The organism is Acinetobacter sp. 12966 (assembly GCF_031196995.1).
In the GTDB taxonomy this organism is placed as follows: Bacteria; Pseudomonadota; Gammaproteobacteria; order Pseudomonadales; family Moraxellaceae; genus Acinetobacter; species Acinetobacter geminorum.
Genome location: NZ_JAVIMC010000136.1, coordinates 61240 through 78758 on the forward strand (window position 1 = coordinate 61240; position 17519 = coordinate 78758).

General features: G+C 38.8%; 15 protein-coding genes. 9 read left to right on the forward strand and 6 right to left on the reverse strand.

What is annotated here, in order from left to right; all coding sequences use genetic code 11:
- Window positions 1-63 precede the first annotated feature (63 nt).
- Both RFW85_RS19140 and RFW85_RS19145 read left to right on the forward strand, forming a co-directional pair.
- Window positions 64-726: a response regulator transcription factor gene (locus RFW85_RS19140; protein ID WP_170248645.1), complete on the forward strand. Its 663-nt coding sequence runs from the start codon at window positions 64-66 to the stop codon at window positions 724-726.
- Window positions 723-2063 carry a cell wall metabolism sensor histidine kinase WalK gene (locus RFW85_RS19145; RefSeq protein ID WP_170248644.1) on the forward strand — a complete coding sequence of 447 codons (1341 nt, stop codon included), beginning with the start codon at window positions 723-725 and terminating at the stop codon, window positions 2061-2063. The genes RFW85_RS19140 and RFW85_RS19145 overlap by 4 nt, the downstream gene beginning before the upstream one ends.
- A 72-nt stretch (window positions 2064-2135) precedes the next feature.
- Here the strand turns inward: RFW85_RS19145 and hemP are convergent, their stop codons facing one another.
- Window positions 2136-2306, reverse strand: a complete 171-nt coding sequence (gene hemP / locus RFW85_RS19150; protein ID WP_002118129.1) for a hemin uptake protein HemP — start codon at window positions 2304-2306, stop codon at window positions 2136-2138.
- Window positions 2307-2442: 136 nt separating this feature from the next.
- Here hemP and RFW85_RS19155 point away from each other — a divergent pair, with 136 nt between their 5' ends.
- Window positions 2443-3339: an NUDIX domain-containing protein gene (locus RFW85_RS19155; protein ID WP_170248643.1), complete on the forward strand. Its 897-nt coding sequence runs from the start codon at window positions 2443-2445 to the stop codon at window positions 3337-3339.
- 25 nt (window positions 3340-3364) lie between these two features.
- Here RFW85_RS19155 and RFW85_RS19160 read toward each other — a convergent pair whose 3' ends face one another.
- Together RFW85_RS19160 and mrcB are read right to left on the reverse strand one after the other, a co-directional pair.
- Complete coding sequence (locus tag RFW85_RS19160; RefSeq protein WP_170248642.1) at window positions 3365-3913, reverse strand: tetratricopeptide repeat protein; 549 nt, start codon at window positions 3911-3913, stop codon at window positions 3365-3367.
- A 21-nt stretch (window positions 3914-3934) separates the two neighbouring features.
- Window positions 3935-6331: a penicillin-binding protein 1B gene (gene mrcB, locus RFW85_RS19165; RefSeq protein ID WP_170248641.1), complete on the reverse strand. Its 2397-nt coding sequence runs from the start codon at window positions 6329-6331 to the stop codon at window positions 3935-3937.
- Window positions 6332-6516: 185 nt separating this feature from the next.
- On the opposite strand from mrcB, the gene RFW85_RS19170 reads away from it, so the two are divergent.
- Together RFW85_RS19170 and RFW85_RS19175 are read left to right on the forward strand one after the other, a co-directional pair.
- Complete coding sequence (locus tag RFW85_RS19170; protein ID WP_309171799.1) at window positions 6517-7425, forward strand: NAD(+) kinase; 909 nt, start codon at window positions 6517-6519, stop codon at window positions 7423-7425.
- A complete protein-coding gene (locus tag RFW85_RS19175) occupies window positions 7422-7694 on the forward strand; it encodes a YeaC family protein (RefSeq protein WP_002118245.1) in 273 nt (90 codons plus the stop codon). The genes RFW85_RS19170 and RFW85_RS19175 overlap by 4 nt, the downstream gene beginning before the upstream one ends.
- Before the next feature lie 201 nt (window positions 7695-7895).
- On the opposite strand, the gene RFW85_RS19180 is transcribed toward RFW85_RS19175, so the two are convergent.
- On the reverse strand, window positions 7896-8909 hold the full coding sequence (locus RFW85_RS19180) for a glycosyl transferase family protein (protein ID WP_170248640.1): 1014 nt from the start codon (window positions 8907-8909) through the stop codon (window positions 7896-7898).
- A 503-nt stretch (window positions 8910-9412) separates the two neighbouring features.
- Between RFW85_RS19180 and RFW85_RS19185 the strand changes: the two genes are divergently transcribed.
- Together RFW85_RS19185 and RFW85_RS19190 are read left to right on the forward strand one after the other, a co-directional pair.
- Window positions 9413-10771: a dicarboxylate/amino acid:cation symporter gene (locus RFW85_RS19185; protein ID WP_002118145.1), complete on the forward strand. Its 1359-nt coding sequence runs from the start codon at window positions 9413-9415 to the stop codon at window positions 10769-10771.
- A 163-nt stretch (window positions 10772-10934) separates the two neighbouring features.
- Window positions 10935-12080 carry an acyl-CoA dehydrogenase family protein gene (locus RFW85_RS19190; protein WP_002118240.1) on the forward strand — a complete coding sequence of 382 codons (1146 nt, stop codon included), beginning with the start codon at window positions 10935-10937 and terminating at the stop codon, window positions 12078-12080.
- 50 nt (window positions 12081-12130) lie between these two features.
- Here the strand turns inward: RFW85_RS19190 and RFW85_RS19195 are convergent, their stop codons facing one another.
- Together RFW85_RS19195 and RFW85_RS19200 are read right to left on the reverse strand one after the other, a co-directional pair.
- Window positions 12131-12757 carry a hypothetical protein gene (locus tag RFW85_RS19195; RefSeq protein ID WP_309171800.1) on the reverse strand — a complete coding sequence of 209 codons (627 nt, stop codon included), beginning with the start codon at window positions 12755-12757 and terminating at the stop codon, window positions 12131-12133.
- Window positions 12758-12865: 108 nt separating this feature from the next.
- The gene (locus RFW85_RS19200) at window positions 12866-13810 is read right to left on the reverse strand and encodes an alpha/beta hydrolase (protein ID WP_170248639.1); all 945 of its coding nucleotides are present in this window, start codon (window positions 13808-13810) and stop codon (window positions 12866-12868) included.
- 183 nt (window positions 13811-13993) lie between these two features.
- Between RFW85_RS19200 and pheA the strand changes: the two genes are divergently transcribed.
- Together pheA and RFW85_RS19210 are read left to right on the forward strand one after the other, a co-directional pair.
- Window positions 13994-15103 (forward strand): prephenate dehydratase, encoded by a 1110-nt coding sequence (gene pheA / locus RFW85_RS19205; protein WP_002049199.1) that lies wholly within the window; start codon window positions 13994-13996, stop codon window positions 15101-15103.
- A gap of 107 nt (window positions 15104-15210) precedes the next feature.
- Window positions 15211-17457, forward strand: a complete 2247-nt coding sequence (locus RFW85_RS19210; RefSeq protein WP_216076553.1) for a bifunctional prephenate dehydrogenase/3-phosphoshikimate 1-carboxyvinyltransferase — start codon at window positions 15211-15213, stop codon at window positions 17455-17457.
- Window positions 17458-17519 lie beyond the last annotated feature (62 nt).

Here is a 17519-nt window from a genome sequence, read left to right on the forward strand (position 1 = left end):
TGCGGCTTTGCTTTTTTTATAAAGGCTTGGCAAGATCAAATCAGGATATAACAGGAAAAATAGATGAGAATTTTGCTTGCAGAAGATGATCGCTCTCAAGCTGAAAGCATTCAATCATGGTTAGAGTTAGACGGTTATCAGGTAGATTGGGTCGAAAGAGGTGATTATGCACTTACGGCAATCGAACAGCATGATTATGACTGTATTTTACTTGATCGGGGACTACCTCAACTGGCTGGTGAAAAGGTTTTAACGACGATTCGCCATAAACAAAAAAATGTTCCTGTTATTTTTATTACAGCTCGTGACAGTATTCATGATCGGGTAGAGGGGCTAGATTTAGGCGCAAATGATTATTTGGTTAAGCCTTTTAGTTTAGAAGAGTTATCCGCCCGAATTCGCGCTCAATTACGTAAGCACACGTTGAGTCAACAATCAATTCTAACATGGGGCGACCTACAACTTGATACGCAAGCGAAAGTCGTATTAAGCGCTGGCAAGTCTATCGATTTAACGGCAAAAGAATTCCAAATATTGCGTAAGCTTATGGTGCATCCCGAGCATATTATTACCCGTGATCAATTAGAAGAAGCCCTTTATGCATGGGGCGAGGAAATTGAAAGTAACGCGATCGAAGTGTTTATTTATCAACTTCGAAAAAAAATCGGAAGCAGCAGCATTAAAACCATACGGGGACTAGGCTACCGTATGGGAGATTTAAAATGAAATCGAATCGCTCATCTTTGCAGTCGCAACTGATTAAAACCACGATGTGGAGTAGTATCGTGGTGGGATTGTTGGCTTTAAGCTTACTCACCATATTTTCGATCTATCACAACATGTCAGTGCAAGACGAAATCATGGATGAAATTTCAGATACTTTACTGGTTTCCGATCTTTCTGAACACTCCATGAAACAGTTTGATGAGCTAAGTGATGAATTTGATATTCAGTATGAGTTATTAAACACAGGCCAAGTACTTACTCATTCTCATACCTATCAGCATGAACTTTTTGAACAAGGTAACTTATCAGAAGGTTTTTCGTATTTTTGGTTTGATGGACAATTATGGCGTAGTCTAGCTGCACAACAAGAAGACTCTCAACTACAAGTTGAAGTTTTTCAACCAATGAGTACGCGTGTTGAAGAGGTACTTAAAGCACTTGCTGGATATAGCGGTCTTATGTTGTTGTTCTGGCTATTACAATGGGTGATTATAAGTTGGCGTACCGAACATGAATTGGCCGCGTTAAATCTACTCTCTAGACGGATTGCTCAAAAAACTGCATCAAATTTAGAACCGATTCAGGAACCAGATGTCATTACAGAAATTCAACCTGTTATAGATGCTTTAAATCAATTGCTTGCAAGACTGCAAAGAGCTCTCGTTGCTGAACAGCGTTTTACTGCGGATGCTTCGCATGAGCTACGTTCTCCGTTATCTGCCATACAAATGCGCCTTCAGGTTTTGCAGCGTAAATACCAACATCTTCCAGAACTTCATCAAGATTTTGAACGCATACAAGAAGACGTCTCTAGAAGTACAAAAATACTTGAAAATTTGTTACTTCTTGCTCGTTTGGAACCCAATGAGGCTGAGCAGCCCGAACTGCCTAAGACAGTTATCGATTTAAATTATTTGTTGGCAAGAGTGATTGAAACTGTAGATTTAGATGCGAAAACTAAACAGATGTTGATAGAGACAAATACTTTATCGACAGAAACTAAAACATATGCGAATGAAGAATTGCTGTTTATTGCTTTTAGAAATTTATTTGATAACGCCATTCGTTATAGCCCGAATTTAGGTTCTATTCATGTTGAGATTAGTCAGTATGAACAGCAAATTAAGGTGTCTATTGAAGACACGGGAAATGGGGTAGATGATGAAGTGCTATTACGGTTAGGGCAGCGCTTTTTTCGGGTGCTTGGTACTCAGCAGCAAGGTTCTGGGTTAGGAATTTCAATTACTCGAAAAATTATTGAATTGCATAATGGCAAGTTACATTTTATGCATGCTGAACAAGGTGGTCTGAGGGCAGAGATTATTCTTCCTTCATAAAAAATAGCATGGTTACCCATGCTATCCATTTTTTGTTTTCCCACGAATATTATTGAAACGCGAGTATGTTTTTTATTTAGTTAAAATTAGGCGATTGTTGCGAGTGAGGCGTAAACGATATTCCTCGCCAGCATGCATAATGCGAATTTCACGACCTAATGCAAAGAGGTTATTAGAATGTAACATTGGTAAGGCGTGAGCTGTGTCATTGTTACGGGTAAATAAGCTAAAAGGTGCGTTCATTTGTTGTGCTCCGTGGTATGTTCTTGAACGATTTAAATGATAATCATTATCGAATAGATCTGTCAATGAGATTTTTAAGATTTTATAAAATGATAAAATTTGCTTACACTTGAGAAAAGTTTTAGAGAGTAAAAAGATGCCCAAACCAATAGTCGATGTCGCTATAGCAATCTTGATCCATCGTGGAAAAATATTAGTTGGATGGCGCGAAGAGCAGCAACATCAAGGTGGAAAGCATGAGTTCCCTGGAGGAAAGGTTGAGCAGGGTGAAACACCAGAAGAAGCCTGTCGCCGTGAAATCTATGAAGAAGTGGGTATTGGTTTAAAAGATTGGCACCAGTTTGATTATATTCACCATGAATATGATGACATTATTGTCAATTTACATTTGTTCCATAGTTATGTGCCTGATGAACTATTAAATCTTATTCATCAGCCATGGGCATGGTATACACGTGAACAATTGCTTCACCTAAACTTTCCAAAAGCCAATAAAGACATCATAAAGAGGCTATACTGGCCTCATCTCATCAAAATTAGCAATACGCTTTCAACGGTAGAAAGTAGTGATGCTTTATTGTACTGGCGTATCGAAGAATTTGAGCCGCAGTATATAGAGCAATTAACTGCTTTAGATGAAGAACAACGATCAAGTTTAATTGTAAATGTAGATATTTGGCAGCAATTAAGCCCTGAATTACGAAAACAGATTAAGACCGTTCATTTAAAACAATCTCAACTCATGAATTTGCATAAAGGCGATTTAACAGTGGGCGTACGTTATATTGCTGCTTGTCATGATGCGGTTTCTTTAAAGCAAGCTCAGCAGATTGGTTGCGATGCTGTTTTTATTAGTCCTGTAAAACCAACAACGACTCATCCAGAAGCTGTGGCATTAGGTTGGGAACGTTTTAGGGATCTCGCCCAAAATAGCCAGATTCCGGTTTTTGCATTGGGGGGAGTGCATCCTGATAATTTAGCTACTGCACAACAGCATGGTGCATATGGCTTAGCAGGTATTCGTAATTTCTAATAAGAAAATAGAAAAGCATTAAAAGCTAGAGGGCTTTTAATGCTTGTTGCGCTTCTTGAACAGTTTTTTGATTATTGCGTTGTTGTCCAGCTTTTAAGATGGTCAACCAAAGTTGCTTTTTCATGGCCTGACTTTGGGCAAAACTTAAACCACGTCGTGCTAGAGACTCGGCATTAGAATATTGCTGTTTATGATTTGCCGTAAGGGCAAGAAATAGATATGTTTCTGCGGCTTGAGGAGCTAAACGCTGTGCTTGAAGCGCATAGCGTTCAGCTTCTGACCATTGCTGGTTTTTATAAGCCTGCTGTGTTTTTTGCATTAAAACTTTAAATGCAGGTAACTGGCTACCATCATCACTAAAATGTTGAGGCTTTTTCTGTTGAGGAACAATCACCTGTAAATTTTTACGTTGAATTTCTGGGTGATCATAAGGCGTAATTTTTACACCTGATGAAGTTTCCGTCTTTTTGACTGGAGGAGTAGGTGTTTTCTCTTGGGAGTCAGAATGATCGGGCAGAGTTGTACAGCCGACCATAAGAACAGCACCAATATAAAAAACACCTTTCTTCAACATATCCTAATTTCCTGTTAACGCTTAGTTGTTATAACTACCACTTGAAATTACACGTGAGTTGTTTGACAGATCTTGTTCCATCTGGTTTTCACTTTCACGAATATAACTGTCGGTATTATCATCCTGAGAATCAGGAATTGTGTTATCACTTTGTGGTGTATATGTTGGATCAACTTGATAATAAGGTGCTCCACATAGCGTAGCACGGTGCGGAACTGTATGGGTTAGCATCGGAATATACATTGCACCATCACATGCCTGAGCAGATAAATCACCCGTTGCACGGTCAATCCACTGCCACTGTACTGTGTCTGGTTGACGTAGATTTACAGGCGTTTGACGTAATTGTTTCATCACATTAATCCATACTGGCAATGCACCAGATGAACCTGTTAATCCAGTCACTTTGTTGTCATCTAAACCTAACCAAACTACAGCAACGTGGTTACCTGAGTAGCCCGCAAACCATGAGTCACGTGTATCGTTAGTCGTACCTGATTTACCTGCCAATTTTAAAGCAGGAGACAAGCTATTATAAGCTGCGCGACCAGTACCCGAAGACATGACCTGTTGTAGACCATAATTCATGATATAGCCAACAGACGGATCAATCGTTTGTTGAACATTCAGACCATAACGGTCAAGTAGGCGACCATTGGCATCTACGACAGATCGAATTGCACGAGTCGGATATTTAAAACCACCTGTAGCAAAGTTCTCATAAATTCCAAGAACCTCCATTGGTGACATATTGACTGCCCCAAGGAAAATAGAAGGGTAGGCAGGAATGGTCGACTCAACACCAAACTTTCTTAAGTTGTTGGTAAATGTAGATAAACCAAACTCTTGACCCAAGCGTACAGCAGAGAGGTTATATGAGTTTGCCAAAGCTTCACTCAGGCTGACTACACCATGTCCGCCACCACTGTAGTTTTTAGGTGTCCAGCTTTTGCCACCATCTACAGGGACACTAATCGGTGCATCTTCAATTTGGGTTGCCCAGTTATAACGCCCAGATTCAATAGCACTTAAATAAATCACAGGTTTTAATAAAGAACCGACTTGGCGTTTTGCATCTACAGCACGGTTAAAACCAGTAAAGTCTTGTGTAGAACCAACAGCAGCAACAAGCTCGCCGTTTTCTGGATGTGCAATCAGTACAGCACCTTGTAAATTTTTCAAACGTGATGGGTTGCTGTTTGCTAAGCGCTCTACAGAAGCTTTAAACGCATTTTGAACTTGAGTTTGAGTAATAGGATCTAACGTCGTAAAAATACGTAAGCCTTGATTAGTTAAATCACTTTCTTGATATTCTGTACGTAATTGACGACGCACAATATCTAAAAAGTCAGGGAATTTTGCAGGACCTAAACTTGGTTTGCTTAGCACATTTAAAGGACGTGCAATTTCATCTTCATATTCTGCTTGAGTTAAATAACCCATTACACGCATGTTATTTAACACGGTATCGCGGCGTTTTTTTGCACCTTCAGGATTTTTCCATGGGTTATACAAAGAAGGGCCTTGCACTAAACCAACTAAATAAGCTTGCTGTGCGACACTTAGCTCACGTAACGGTAAACCAAAATAAAATTGAGAAGCCAAACCATAGCCATTAATTGAGTAGCTACCATTTTGGCCTAGATTCACTTCATTTAAGTAGGCTTCTAAAATTTCATCTTTGCTGTAATGCAGCTCAATGAGTAAAGCCATTAATGCTTCATTAACTTTACGTTTGAGTGTACGTTCAGGTGTGAGGTAGAAGTTTTTAACTAATTGCTGAGTCAGGGTTGAACCACCTTGACGTTTACCACCTGTGATATTACTCACTAATGCACGGGCAGTACCACGAATTGAAATACCGTGATGATGATAGAAATTACGGTCTTCTGTTGAAATTAAAGCTTCAATAAGTGGTTTAGGGACATTATTCAGTTTAATGAGAACACGGTCTTCATTATGTTGAGGGTAGATCCCGCCAATCAGAAGTGGCTCTAGTCGTGCAACACCAGTTGAAGAAGGTTTTGTACTTCGAACTTCAGCAACCTGATCATTTGCAAAACTTAACTCTAGTACTTGTTCGGGTTCAACACTGTCACCGTAATCAAAACCACGTGTATGGATATACATGTTGCTACCCTGAGTAACATAGGTTCCAGACTTGTCATAATTACTTGAAGTTTTGTAACCCAAAAGTTTTAATTCTTGAGTGAAATTTGCTTGGGTAATAGGCGCGTTATTATAAATTTCCAAAGGTCGTGCAAACACTTTGGCGGGAATATCCCACCGTTGTCCTTCAAATTTTTCACGGATAATATTATCTAAACGAATCAGATAGATACTAAGAGCAATAAAAGCACCAATGACCAAAATGGAAAAAATTAGTGCAAAGAAACCGATACCACGTTCAAACTTCATAAAAATGAGATAAAACCCTAACAATGCCTGTAATGATGCGATAGCTTGTCATCAATTTGCAATGATAAAACTGTGAATAATTGGAAAACTTAGATTGAATTTTACAGCATCTTGTTGTTATGTTTTTTTAAATTAATCAGGTTAATGTTATTATAGCCAAGTATCGCAGCGGAGCTTACTCATTCGTGCAAATTTCACATAAGTCCTTCAGAAACGTCGGGTTAATCGGTCGACCAGATAAATCATCAGTAGTAGAAACACTATGTTTAATTCATGATCATTTGTTGAACCTAGGCTTAAACCCCATTTTTGATCAGGAAACTGCTGAATTAGTGCCTTATGATCATGCACAAATAGTAAGTCGTCATTTATTGGGTGAAGTTGCTGATTTAGTCATAGTTGTTGGAGGTGACGGTTCTTTACTCCATGCTGCTAGAGCTTTAGTTCGCTACAATACGCCTGTTATTGGTATCAACCGCGGGCGGTTAGGTTTTTTAACTGATATCAAACCTTCAGAAGCCATTTTCAAACTTGACCAAGTACTTCAAGGGCATTTCCAGCTTGACCGCCGTTTCTTACTTGAAATGGAAGTAAGAACAAATGGTGAAGTCATTTATGACGCCATTGCTTTAAACGATGTGGTTTTGCACTCGGGTAAATCAGTACATATGATTGACTTCGAACTTAATATTGATGGTCAATATGTTTACCGCCAACATAGTGATGGTTTAATTGTTTCGACTCCAACCGGATCAACGGCTTATGCATTGTCAGGTGGTGGTCCAATTTTACATCCAAGTATGGATGCTATTGCATTAGTTCCAATGCATCCCCATACATTGTCATCACGTCCCATCGTAGTCGGTGGTCAAAGCGAAATTAAAATTGTTATTCGCGAACATCGGGTGTTACCAATGGTGAGTGCAGATGGGCAACATAGTGTCTCACTCAATGTTGGAGACAGTTTACACATCCGTAAACACCCATTTAAACTAAGTTTATTACATCCACCAGGTTATGATTTCTATATGGCCTGCCGTACCAAACTTGGTTGGAACCAAGATTTTGAATCTTTTCAAAGAGATGAATCATGAATATTGAACAAATGCTATCTGTTTTAAACCCTGAAATTGTGGAGCGGTTAAAAACAGCAGTAGAAATTGGTAAATGGCCAAACGGCGTTGTTTTAACTAAAGAGCAACGTGAGACTTGTATGCAAGCTGTAATCGCTTGGGAGTTAAAGAACTTACCAGAAGATCAGCGTAGCGGTTATATTGACCGTGGTACAAAAGAAGAAGGTGAAGAGTGTGATGATGATCATCACAAGCATGAACCAGAATTTAAACCAATTCGTTTTGTTTAAAACTTAATAAGACAGAAAAATTATTTTTGGTTATTCCATACAGCCTTATATAGCATGTTTTTCATAAGTTATAGAATATAGGCTTTTATTACTTTTGAAGGATCAAAAGTAACCAAAAATCCTCTGTATCACTGATGATACTTCCTGTATCGCAGTGATACGGTCGACATCCATGTCGACCTTCACGATAGCATTTGTTAACTACGAATTAAGATTGCTTAAATTTCGTGTTTCCCATAACACTTTTGCTTTTTGCATCGCTTCTTCAAAGCTAGCAACAACTCCCATCGTATATAGCGCGATTCCGATGGTTTCTGTTACGGCCATTTCTCCATATTCATGGTGCTGCTGACCAAGCCATACTGCTTTAAATGTTGCTAAATCTAATTCTTCTTCAATTGGGCTTCGCTCAGGTGTGAGCTTTGGCAACTCATGTTCATAAAGCTCACCATTTTTAATACCACAAATCAGCGTTTTAGCATCTGGATTTCGTTCAAATTCACCACCTTCACCTTTAATAACGGCACTATTTTGATAGCCTAAGCGTAATGCGCTATGTTGGTGAGAAGTTCTATAAGCAGGGTGGAATATTGCTTGTAAGGTGGCTTTAGCGTTAAAAGGATTAATTAAACGAGCCAAAGTATGAATAGGCGAACGCAATCCCATGACATTTCTTAGAGATATCAAGTCGCTTAAAACTGGTGAAATCACATCTAGTGGTAAGTAAGCGAAATTTTGCTCTACTAATTGTGTACGGACTTCTTGTTCAGAATGACAAATTTGATAACCCAGATATTCTAATACTTGCTCTGTATAAACACGGTTAAGTGTGTGACCTGACGCACCATGCATAACAATTTTATGGCCATGCTGGGCAAGTGTAAGGGCGGCTAACAAAAACCATGGATAGTGTTTGCGCTTACCCGCATAAGATGACCAATCTAAATCAACATCTAAAGGTTCAAAATGAAGCTGATCTTTGGTCGCTTGCACAAACCCTGCAAGTTCATCAATCGATTCTTCTTTAACCCGAAGTAGCATTAAAAATGCACCTAGCTGCACATCTAGCACTTCACCTTTTAAAATCATGGTAAAAGCTTGATAGGCTTCTTCATAGCTTAAAGAGCGAGATCCGGTTTTCCCCTTACCTAAAATACGGACATATTGAGCAAAGGGATGTTCAGCATCTTTATAGATATTACGTTTAGTATTCATCGTAGTTCAAAACAATAAAAATGATGGGATGTAGGCAGCTCAAAATGAAATGTCCACAAGTATTTAATCAATATGACATAAAAAGCTGCTGAAAAAATATCAAAAGTGTTTCTTATACTAAAGTCTTAAGGCTGCCTGAGTGTTTTTTATGCGTATTAGCTAAAAAATTAACCGAATCGTTATTTAATTCGAGTAAACTTTCCCGTGCTTTTTTGAGCACTCATATCATAATTTTATGTGATTCTCCTATATCTTCAGCTTTTTATTGAAAAAGTAAGAGGTTATTTCTGGCTACTCAAAGTGGTTAGAAACTTCAGGTATTCTCCTGTTTTAGAAAACAGTTATTTTGTTTTCATTGAGGTAGTAGGAAGGTTTTTTGTTCACAAAAAACCATTTCCCTTTTGCGGTGTTAATGTGAAAGGTTAGGGCTGTGTATTCGTAAAGAATAGACGTTTCATTTTGGTATTTCCAACGGACTTGGAAATATAGATTGAAGTAAAGTTATGGCTAAAAAACCGATTTATAAATCACTTTATTTTCAGGTGATTATTGCGATTATTGCGGGTATCTTGGTAGGGCATTTTTCTCCAAGCTCAACGCAAATTGTCAATGGTGTCGAACAGCATATTCCGGGGTTAGGTGAAAAACTCAAGCCATTAGGTGATGCCTTTATTCGTTTGATCAAGATGATCATTGCTCCAGTTATTTTCTGTACCGTGGTAAGCGGTATTGCTGGCATGGAAAGCATGAAGTCAGTCGGAAAAACTGGCGGCGTTGCGTTGTTATACTTTGAAATCGTTTCAACAATTGCACTTCTAATTGGCCTTGTTGTAATTAACATTGCTAAACCGGGTGTAGGGATGAATGTTGACCCTACCACTCTAGATACTTCGGGCATTCAAAAATACGTCAGTTCTGGTGAGTCACAATCTACCATTGATTTCTTAATGCATATTATCCCTGATACGGTGGTTGGTGCATTTGCAAATGGTGAAATCTTACAAGTCCTTCTTTTTGCAATCCTCTTTGGTTTTGCTTTACATAAGTTAGGTGATGCAGGACGTCCAGTTTTAAAATTTATTGATCAAGTTGCACATGTGTTCTTTAACATTGTGAATATGGTCATGAAATTGGCTCCGATTGGTGCATTCGGTGCAATGGCATTCACTATCGGTAAATATGGCGTTGGTTCACTCGTACAATTAGGGCAGCTCATTATCTGCTTCTATATTACGTGCTTACTCTTTATCTTCTTGATCTTGGGTACAATCAGCCGTATTAGTGGATTCAGTATTCTTAAGATGATTCGCCTGATTCGTGAAGAGTTATTAATTGTACTTGGTACATCTTCTTCTGAATCTGTTTTGCCTCGCATGTTACGTAAACTTGAAATTGCAGGTTGTGAAAAATCTGTAGTTGGTTTGGTTATTCCAACAGGTTATTCATTTAACCTCGATGGTACGTCAATTTATTTGACTATGGCTGCAATCTTTATTGCTCAGGCAACAAATACACAGCTTGATATTCAACATCAGATTACTTTGTTGTTGGTACTCTTAATTTCATCTAAGGGTGCTGCGGGTGTAACAGGCTCTGGCTTTATTGTTATGGCTGCAACTTTATCTGCTGTAGGACATATTCCAGTGGCAGGTCTGGCATTGATTTTAGGTATTGACCGTTTCATGTCAGAAGCCCGCGCATTAACTAACCTTGTTGGTAACTCATTAGCAACGATTGTTGTTGCAAAATGGGTCGGTGCTTTAGATAAAGATAAGCTAAATGATGCCTTAAATAATCCAGATGAAGTCGACAGAAAAATGATGGAGCAAAAAACTCCTCAAGTCGCTGAAGGTTTAGATTAATTCAAATAAACCTATATAAAAGAGGAAGCTTGGGCTTCCTTTTTTATTGGCTGACTGAAAAGTACAGTTTTAATGAGCAGCTATGTCATGACAGTAGCTTAAAAAATGATTAGCATGCACAACAATCAGATTAGATAAAACAATAAAGCCGAAGGAAAATATTATGTTGGCATACGATGCAGATTTAGAATTATTCCGTGATAATTTTAAACGTTTTATGAATGAGCATATTGCACCGCAATACGATCAATGGGAACGCGAAGGAATTATGCCTCGCTCTGTCTGGAATCAACTGGGCGAAAATGGCTTTTTGTGTGTGGATGTTCCAGAAGAATACGGTGGTTACGGCGTACCAACCTATTATTCATTAATGTTGGTTGAAGAATCGGCACGTGCTGGATTCTGTGCATTATCAACAGCGATTTCTTGCCACTCTGAAATTGCTGCACCGTATATTTTGCACATCGGGACAGAAGAGCAAAAACAATATTGGTTGCCGAAAATGGTGACAGGTGAAGTGGTTGGTGCAATTGGTATGACTGAACCTGGAGCAGGCTCGGATTTACAATCAATGCGTACTAGCGCCATTTTGCAAGATGACCATTATTTATTAAATGGCTCAAAAACATTTATTTCAAATGGACAACATGCTGACCTTGTGGTGCTTGCAGTAAAAACTGATCCTCAAGCGCGTGCGAAAGGGGTGTCGTTATTATTGGCAGATACTCATCTGGAAGGCTTTAAGAAAGGTACCAACCTCGACAAAATCGGTCTGCATTCTCAAGACACATCTGAGCTATTTTTTGACAATGTTAAAGTTCCTAAAAACCAGTTACTCGGTCAAGCTGGACAAGGCTTTGCTTATTTAATGCAAGAGTTACCACGTGAACGTACAGCTATTGCATCTACCGCAATTGGCGCTATTCGTGGTGCAATTGATTTGGCAACGGCTTATGTAAAAGAACGTCATGCATTTGGCCAACCTATTTCACAGTTCCAAAATACGCGTTTTGTTTTAGCACAAGCAAAAATTGATGAGCTTGCTACGGCTGCTTTCTATGAGAGAAACGTTGCTCTATATCAAGAAGGCAAGCTAGATGTGGAAACTGCGGCAGCGCTTAAAAGTTTTAGCACTGACATGCAAATGAAAGTCGCAGATAACTTGCTGCAACTCTTTGGTGGTTATGGTTATATGACTGAATATCCAATTTCACGTTTCTTTGTAGATGCACGTATTCAACGTATTTACGGTGGTACAAATGAAATTATGAAAGAAATCGTAGCGCGTGGATTAATTGGCAAAGCCTAATTAAATAGATTTAAAAAAAGCCTACCTTTGAGTAGGCTTTTTTATATTACCTATTTGTTAGTTTGATGAATGACAGGATAGTCTTGTTGTTTCGGTAATTGCTGTAATGCATGATTCATCTTTCTTAAAAACTCATCAGCTTCATCTTGATGAAATGAATCTTCGGTGTATTTACTACGTTCTTGAAAGACGACACCACAACCCGTTATTTTCATATTTTCAGGATTAAATGACCAGTCATTTGGATTCTTTAAGTTAATGTTTAAATCACTTTCACAGCTTTTCCATAAACGTAAAAACTCATTTGATAATTCTGCTTTAAATCCTCGTGCTGGATAGACTGAAAATCCTTTCATTTCAGGATTAGAAAACTGTATAAACTTGTCTACTGGCATACCGCCCCAAATGATTGCTGTATCTGGTGGTAAATAGATACCTGATAAATTTTTCTCTTTTAAAGCATGTATTTGCTCAAATTTTTGTCTGAAATGTTGCGACTTATAGGTCAGCTTGGTTTGAGGTGGGATTGGAATGCCACGAACTTGATTACCGACAGTCGTCATATAGTACGGAGAATTATCCCTACCATTGCATCCTGCGATTAAGGGACAACCGCCACAAGCCGTTAAACTAAAACTTGTAATACCCAGTAAGCCTAAAACAATAATTTTATTCATTCTATTTTACTGTTGTTATGACATATTGGGTCAGTATAACCAATCTATACATTAAGAGGACTATCTTTAAGAACAACGAAATAATCATCTTTAAATGTAATTATGTTTTTACTTGGCTGGCTGCTGCAAAGGCCCATCAAATAAAGATTTACAGCTTTCTAAATTTTGACATGAAGCAAACATAAGTGCTTTAGGCAAGCTCGCATACAAATTTGTAATGTGTTGTTCAGCAGGGTTATAAAAATGCCAATAACTAAATTGGTTTGAACGTTTATTTTCTAAAGCTTTAAAGAAATCTGCTTCATTAAATTTATTGTTAAGTTGAGTGTGAGGGCCACCTTGCTCATGTGTACCGACTGTGGTCATGAGGAAAGGGGAATGATTTGGTTTCTGACTTTGCCAATGATTTAACTTCTGAAATAACATGCCTTGGTCAAACCAGAGAGAAGGGCTTGCAGCAAAGTAACGCTGAAATGCATTTGGCTTTTGAAAAAAATGATAAAGCACAAACAAACCTCCAAAAGAATGTCCATAAAGACTTTGCTGTTGGCTATTAATCGGAAATTGTTTTGCAATTGTAGGCTTGAGTTCGCTATTTAAAAAAGCAATAAACTGATCAGCGCCCCCATATTTATATTTACCTTGTGCTTGAAATTCAGCAGAAGGTTTTGGAGTGTAATCATAAGCACGCTTTTGCACATCAAAGGTTTTTTGCTGAGGGTAACCAACTGCTACGATCATGAGTGGATCTAGTCCTAATTTAGTAGAACCAGCGCCAATCGACTGAGCAATATTGGTAGCACTTGGAAACGTAGCATTTCCATCTAATATATAAAGTACTGGATAACCATGTTGGGGTGGGGCGACAGGCGGTTTATAAATTTGAACAAGATAATCATGGGCTGTATTTTTAGATTTGATTTGAAATTGTGCCTGATTATTTTGAAAATCGATTTTTTGTTGATTTTGTATGGGCATTTCGGCGAAGGCAGAGCAGCTTATTAAAGTACTCGATAAAAAACTAGTAGATAAAAGGAAAAATGATTTTTGCATAATGGACGATAATAAAATTTATTATGCAAATGATAAATGAAAATCATTATCAAATAAAGTGATCAAGAAATGTGAGCAAAAAGGTTAATGAAAAAAGCTCTTACAGCTATATTGCCTAACAAATCAAAGCAGACTATTGTTATACTCTCGTTTAAAAGATGATTTTACTGAGGCTGCATTCTAATGATCAACGATGATCAAAACAAAACGACTTCTCTTAGTTTAGAACAAATTCGCGAAGATATTGATAGTGTAGATCAACAGATTCAAGAATTATTAAATCGACGTGCAAGCCTTGCTGAAGCTGTTGCAAAAGCTAAATTTGCTTCCGAAGAGAATCCTCTGTTTTATCGTCCTGAACGTGAAGCACAAGTTTTACGCAAAGTCATGGAGCGCAACCAAGGTCCTTTGTCTGATGTAACCATGGCGCGTTTGTTCCGTGAAATTATGTCTGCTTGCCTTGCTTTGGAAGCTCCGCAAAGTATTGCATTTTTAGGACCGGAAGGGACTTTTACTCAATCTGCTGTTCTTAAACACTTTGGTAAAGATGCAGTAGTTCGTCCATTACCAACTATTGATGAAGTGTTCCGTGAAGTAGAAGCAGGTAGTGCACATTATGGTGTAGTCCCAGTTGAAAACTCATCTGAAGGTATTGTGAACCATACTTTAGATTGTTTTAAAACATCGAATTTAAATGTGATTGGTGAAGTTGAATTGCGTATTCATCATCAATTCCTAGTGTCTGAAAATACACGTAAAGACAGTATTAAACAGATTTATGCCCACCAGCAAACTTTGGCTCAATGTCGTCAGTGGTTAGATGCGCATTATCCGGGTGTTGAACGTGTTGCCTTAAACTCAAATGCAGAAGCTGCACGCCGTATTCGCAACGAATGGCACTCAGCAGCAATTGCATCTGATATTGCAGCAGGTATGTATAACCTTGAAATCTTGCATAGCAATATTGAAGATAATCCGGAAAATACCACTCGTTTCTTAGTCATTGGCCGTGAAAAAATTCCACAAAGTGGCAATGACAAAACTTCATTATTAATTTCAGCACATGACCGTGCTGGTGCTTTATTAGAAATTTTAGCGCCGTTTGCAAAACATAATATTAGCTTAACAAGTATTGAAACTCGTCCAGCATTACCTGAAAAGTGGGCATATGTATTCTTTATCGATTTGGAAGGCCATATCGATCAAGAGAATGTTGCTGCGGCAATCAATGATATTCGTCCAATGGTAAAAGAGCTTCGTATTTTAGGTTCTTATCCTGCTGCCGTTCTCTAATTAATCATGTTGGAATAATGACATGCATCAAGATGGGCATGTCATTATGCTTAAAAACAAATTGCTCAAAGGATTAAATAACGTTGAGCAAAAGCAAAGTTGAAGTTATGTCACAACCCCTATTTAAAAAAGTTGCATTTATTGGTTTAGGACTCATCGGGTCGAGTTTGGCACGGGTTATTGTTGCCGAAAAGTTAGCGACAACTATTGTGGCTTCTACACGCTCACAGAAAACTTTAGAAGATGCAAAATCACTTGGCTTAATACAAGAAGGATTTTCTGATCCTGTAGAGGCTGTGAAAGGGGCAGATTTAGTTGTTTTAGCCTTGCCAGTACGTGCGACACAAAAAGTGCTTGAGCAAATTAAGCCTTATTTGTCAGAAAGCACGGTTTTAACAGATGTGGGAAGTACAAAAGGTAATGTTGTTGATGCAGCAAAAGCTGTATTTGGTGAAGATTTACCAGCAGGTTTTGTACCAGGACATCCTATTGCTGGTAGTGAGCATACGGGCGTTCATGCAGGTAAGGTTGATTTATTTGCAAATCACAAAGTTATTTTAACGCCATTACCAACAAGCGCAAAATGGGCAGTTGAGAAACTGATTCAACTTTGGTCAGCTGCTAAGGCTGAAGTTATTTGTATGGATGTTGCCAAGCACGATGAAGTTTTAGCACATACAAGTCACTTACCGCACTTGATGGCATTTAATTTGGTTGAGCAACTTGCAAACCGAGAAGATAACCTTGATATTTTCCGTTATGCAGCAGGTGGTTTCCGTGACTTTTCACGGATTGCAGCTAGTGATCCACAAATGTGGCATGACATTTTCTTTGCCAATAAAACAGCGATATTAAATGCTGTAGATGGCTTTGAAAAGCAACTTACCGTACTTAGAAAACTGATTGAAAACGAAGATTCTCATGCATTAATGGGTTTACTCGGCCATGCTCAGGCAGCACGTCAACATTTCAATCATATGTTAGCCAAAAAACCTTTAATGGAGAAAAATAAGGTGACACAGCAATTCAGTATCTTACCGGGAAATAAGGCATTTAAAGGTAAATTTACCGTACCGGGTGACAAATCTGTGTCACATCGCTCCATTATGTTTGGTGCTATTGCAGAAGGCACGACTCATGTCACTGGTTTCCTTGAAGGTGAAGATGCTTTGGCGACTTTGCAAGCTTTCCGTGATATGGGTGTAAGCATTCAAGGCCCGAAGAATGGTGAAGTGACCATTCATGGTGTAGGCATGCATGGTTTAAAAGCACCAGCGAGTGCCTTGTATATGGGTAACTCTGGAACCAGCATGCGTTTGCTTTCAGGTATGTTATCTGCACAAAAATTTGATTCAGTAATGACAGGTGATGCATCACTTTCTAAACGTCCAATGGAGCGTATTGCTAAGCCATTGCGTTTAATGGGCGCACAAATCCAGACAACAGGTGAGAAAGGTACACCACCTGTCAGCATTACGGGTAGCCAGCAATTAAAAGGTATTCAATACGACTTGCCAATGGCATCTGCTCAGGTGAAGTCGGGTATTTTACTTGCGGGCCTATGGGCTGAAGGTGAAACTTCGGTAACTGAGCCAGAACCAACTCGTGACCACACAGAGCGCATGCTTCGTGCTTTTGGTTATGATGTTAAAACCGAAGGAAATAAGATTTCTCTTGTTGGTGGCGGAAAATTAGTAGGTACTAATATTCAAGTTCCATCTGATATTTCATCTGCTGCTTTCTTTATGGTGGGTGCTGCAATTACAGAAGGTTCCGATGTTGTTCTTGAAGCTGTAGGTATTAATCCAACACGTACAGGCGTAATTGAAATTTTAAAACAGATGGGTGCTGACCTGACCGTTGAAAATGAACGTATTGCCGGTGGTGAACCTATTGCTGATATTCATATTAAAGGTTCACGCACGCTTAAAGGCATCCATATGCCTGAAGACCAAGTACCTTTAGCAATTGATGAATTCCCAGCTTTGTTTATTGCAGCAGCGTGTGCCGAAGGGCAAACAGTATTAACTGGTGCGGCGGAACTTCGTGTGAAAGAGTCTGACCGTATTCAGGTCATGGCAGATGGTTTAAAAATCATGGGCATTGACTGCACACCAACTGATGATGGCATTATTATCGAAGGTAAAGGCAAATCTGGCGATTGGTCACCAATCTTTGCTGGCGGTGAAATCGAATCACACCATGACCACCGTATTGCGATGAGTTTTAGCATGGCAGGTCTTCGTAATTCTGGTCCGATTACAATTCATGGTACTGAAACTGTGGCGACAAGCTTCCCAACTTTCACTGAGTTGGCGAATCGTGCAGGTTTAACAATCGAAGTTAGCCAATAACTTTTGACCTAACACATTTTATAATTGCTAACACAATAGCAACGGCAGCAGCGGGCTAAAGG

What these genes read in the sequence shown, in the direction of transcription:
- RFW85_RS19140 (WP_170248645.1), top strand. Translation starts at nt 64, where the DNA reads ATGAGAATTTTGCTTGCAGAAGATGATCGCTCTCAAGCTGAAAGCATT.
- RFW85_RS19145 (WP_170248644.1), top strand. Translation starts at nt 723, where the DNA reads ATGAAATCGAATCGCTCATCTTTGCAGTCGCAACTGATTAAAACCACG.
- hemP (WP_002118129.1), bottom strand. Translation starts at nt 2,306, where the DNA reads ATGAACGCACCTTTTAGCTTATTTACCCGTAACAATGACACAGCTCAC.
- RFW85_RS19155 (WP_170248643.1), top strand. Translation starts at nt 2,443, where the DNA reads ATGCCCAAACCAATAGTCGATGTCGCTATAGCAATCTTGATCCATCGT.
- RFW85_RS19160 (WP_170248642.1), bottom strand. Translation starts at nt 3,913, where the DNA reads ATGTTGAAGAAAGGTGTTTTTTATATTGGTGCTGTTCTTATGGTCGGC.
- mrcB (WP_170248641.1), bottom strand. Translation starts at nt 6,331, where the DNA reads ATGAAGTTTGAACGTGGTATCGGTTTCTTTGCACTAATTTTTTCCATT.
- RFW85_RS19175 (WP_002118245.1), top strand. Translation starts at nt 7,422, where the DNA reads ATGAATATTGAACAAATGCTATCTGTTTTAAACCCTGAAATTGTGGAG.
- RFW85_RS19180 (WP_170248640.1), bottom strand. Translation starts at nt 8,909, where the DNA reads ATGAATACTAAACGTAATATCTATAAAGATGCTGAACATCCCTTTGCT.
- RFW85_RS19185 (WP_002118145.1), top strand. Translation starts at nt 9,413, where the DNA reads ATGGCTAAAAAACCGATTTATAAATCACTTTATTTTCAGGTGATTATT.
- RFW85_RS19190 (WP_002118240.1), top strand. Translation starts at nt 10,935, where the DNA reads ATGTTGGCATACGATGCAGATTTAGAATTATTCCGTGATAATTTTAAA.
- RFW85_RS19195 (WP_309171800.1), bottom strand. Translation starts at nt 12,757, where the DNA reads ATGAATAAAATTATTGTTTTAGGCTTACTGGGTATTACAAGTTTTAGT.
- RFW85_RS19200 (WP_170248639.1), bottom strand. Translation starts at nt 13,810, where the DNA reads ATGCAAAAATCATTTTTCCTTTTATCTACTAGTTTTTTATCGAGTACT.
- pheA (WP_002049199.1), top strand. Translation starts at nt 13,994, where the DNA reads ATGATCAACGATGATCAAAACAAAACGACTTCTCTTAGTTTAGAACAA.
- RFW85_RS19210 (WP_216076553.1), top strand. Translation starts at nt 15,211, where the DNA reads ATGTCACAACCCCTATTTAAAAAAGTTGCATTTATTGGTTTAGGACTC.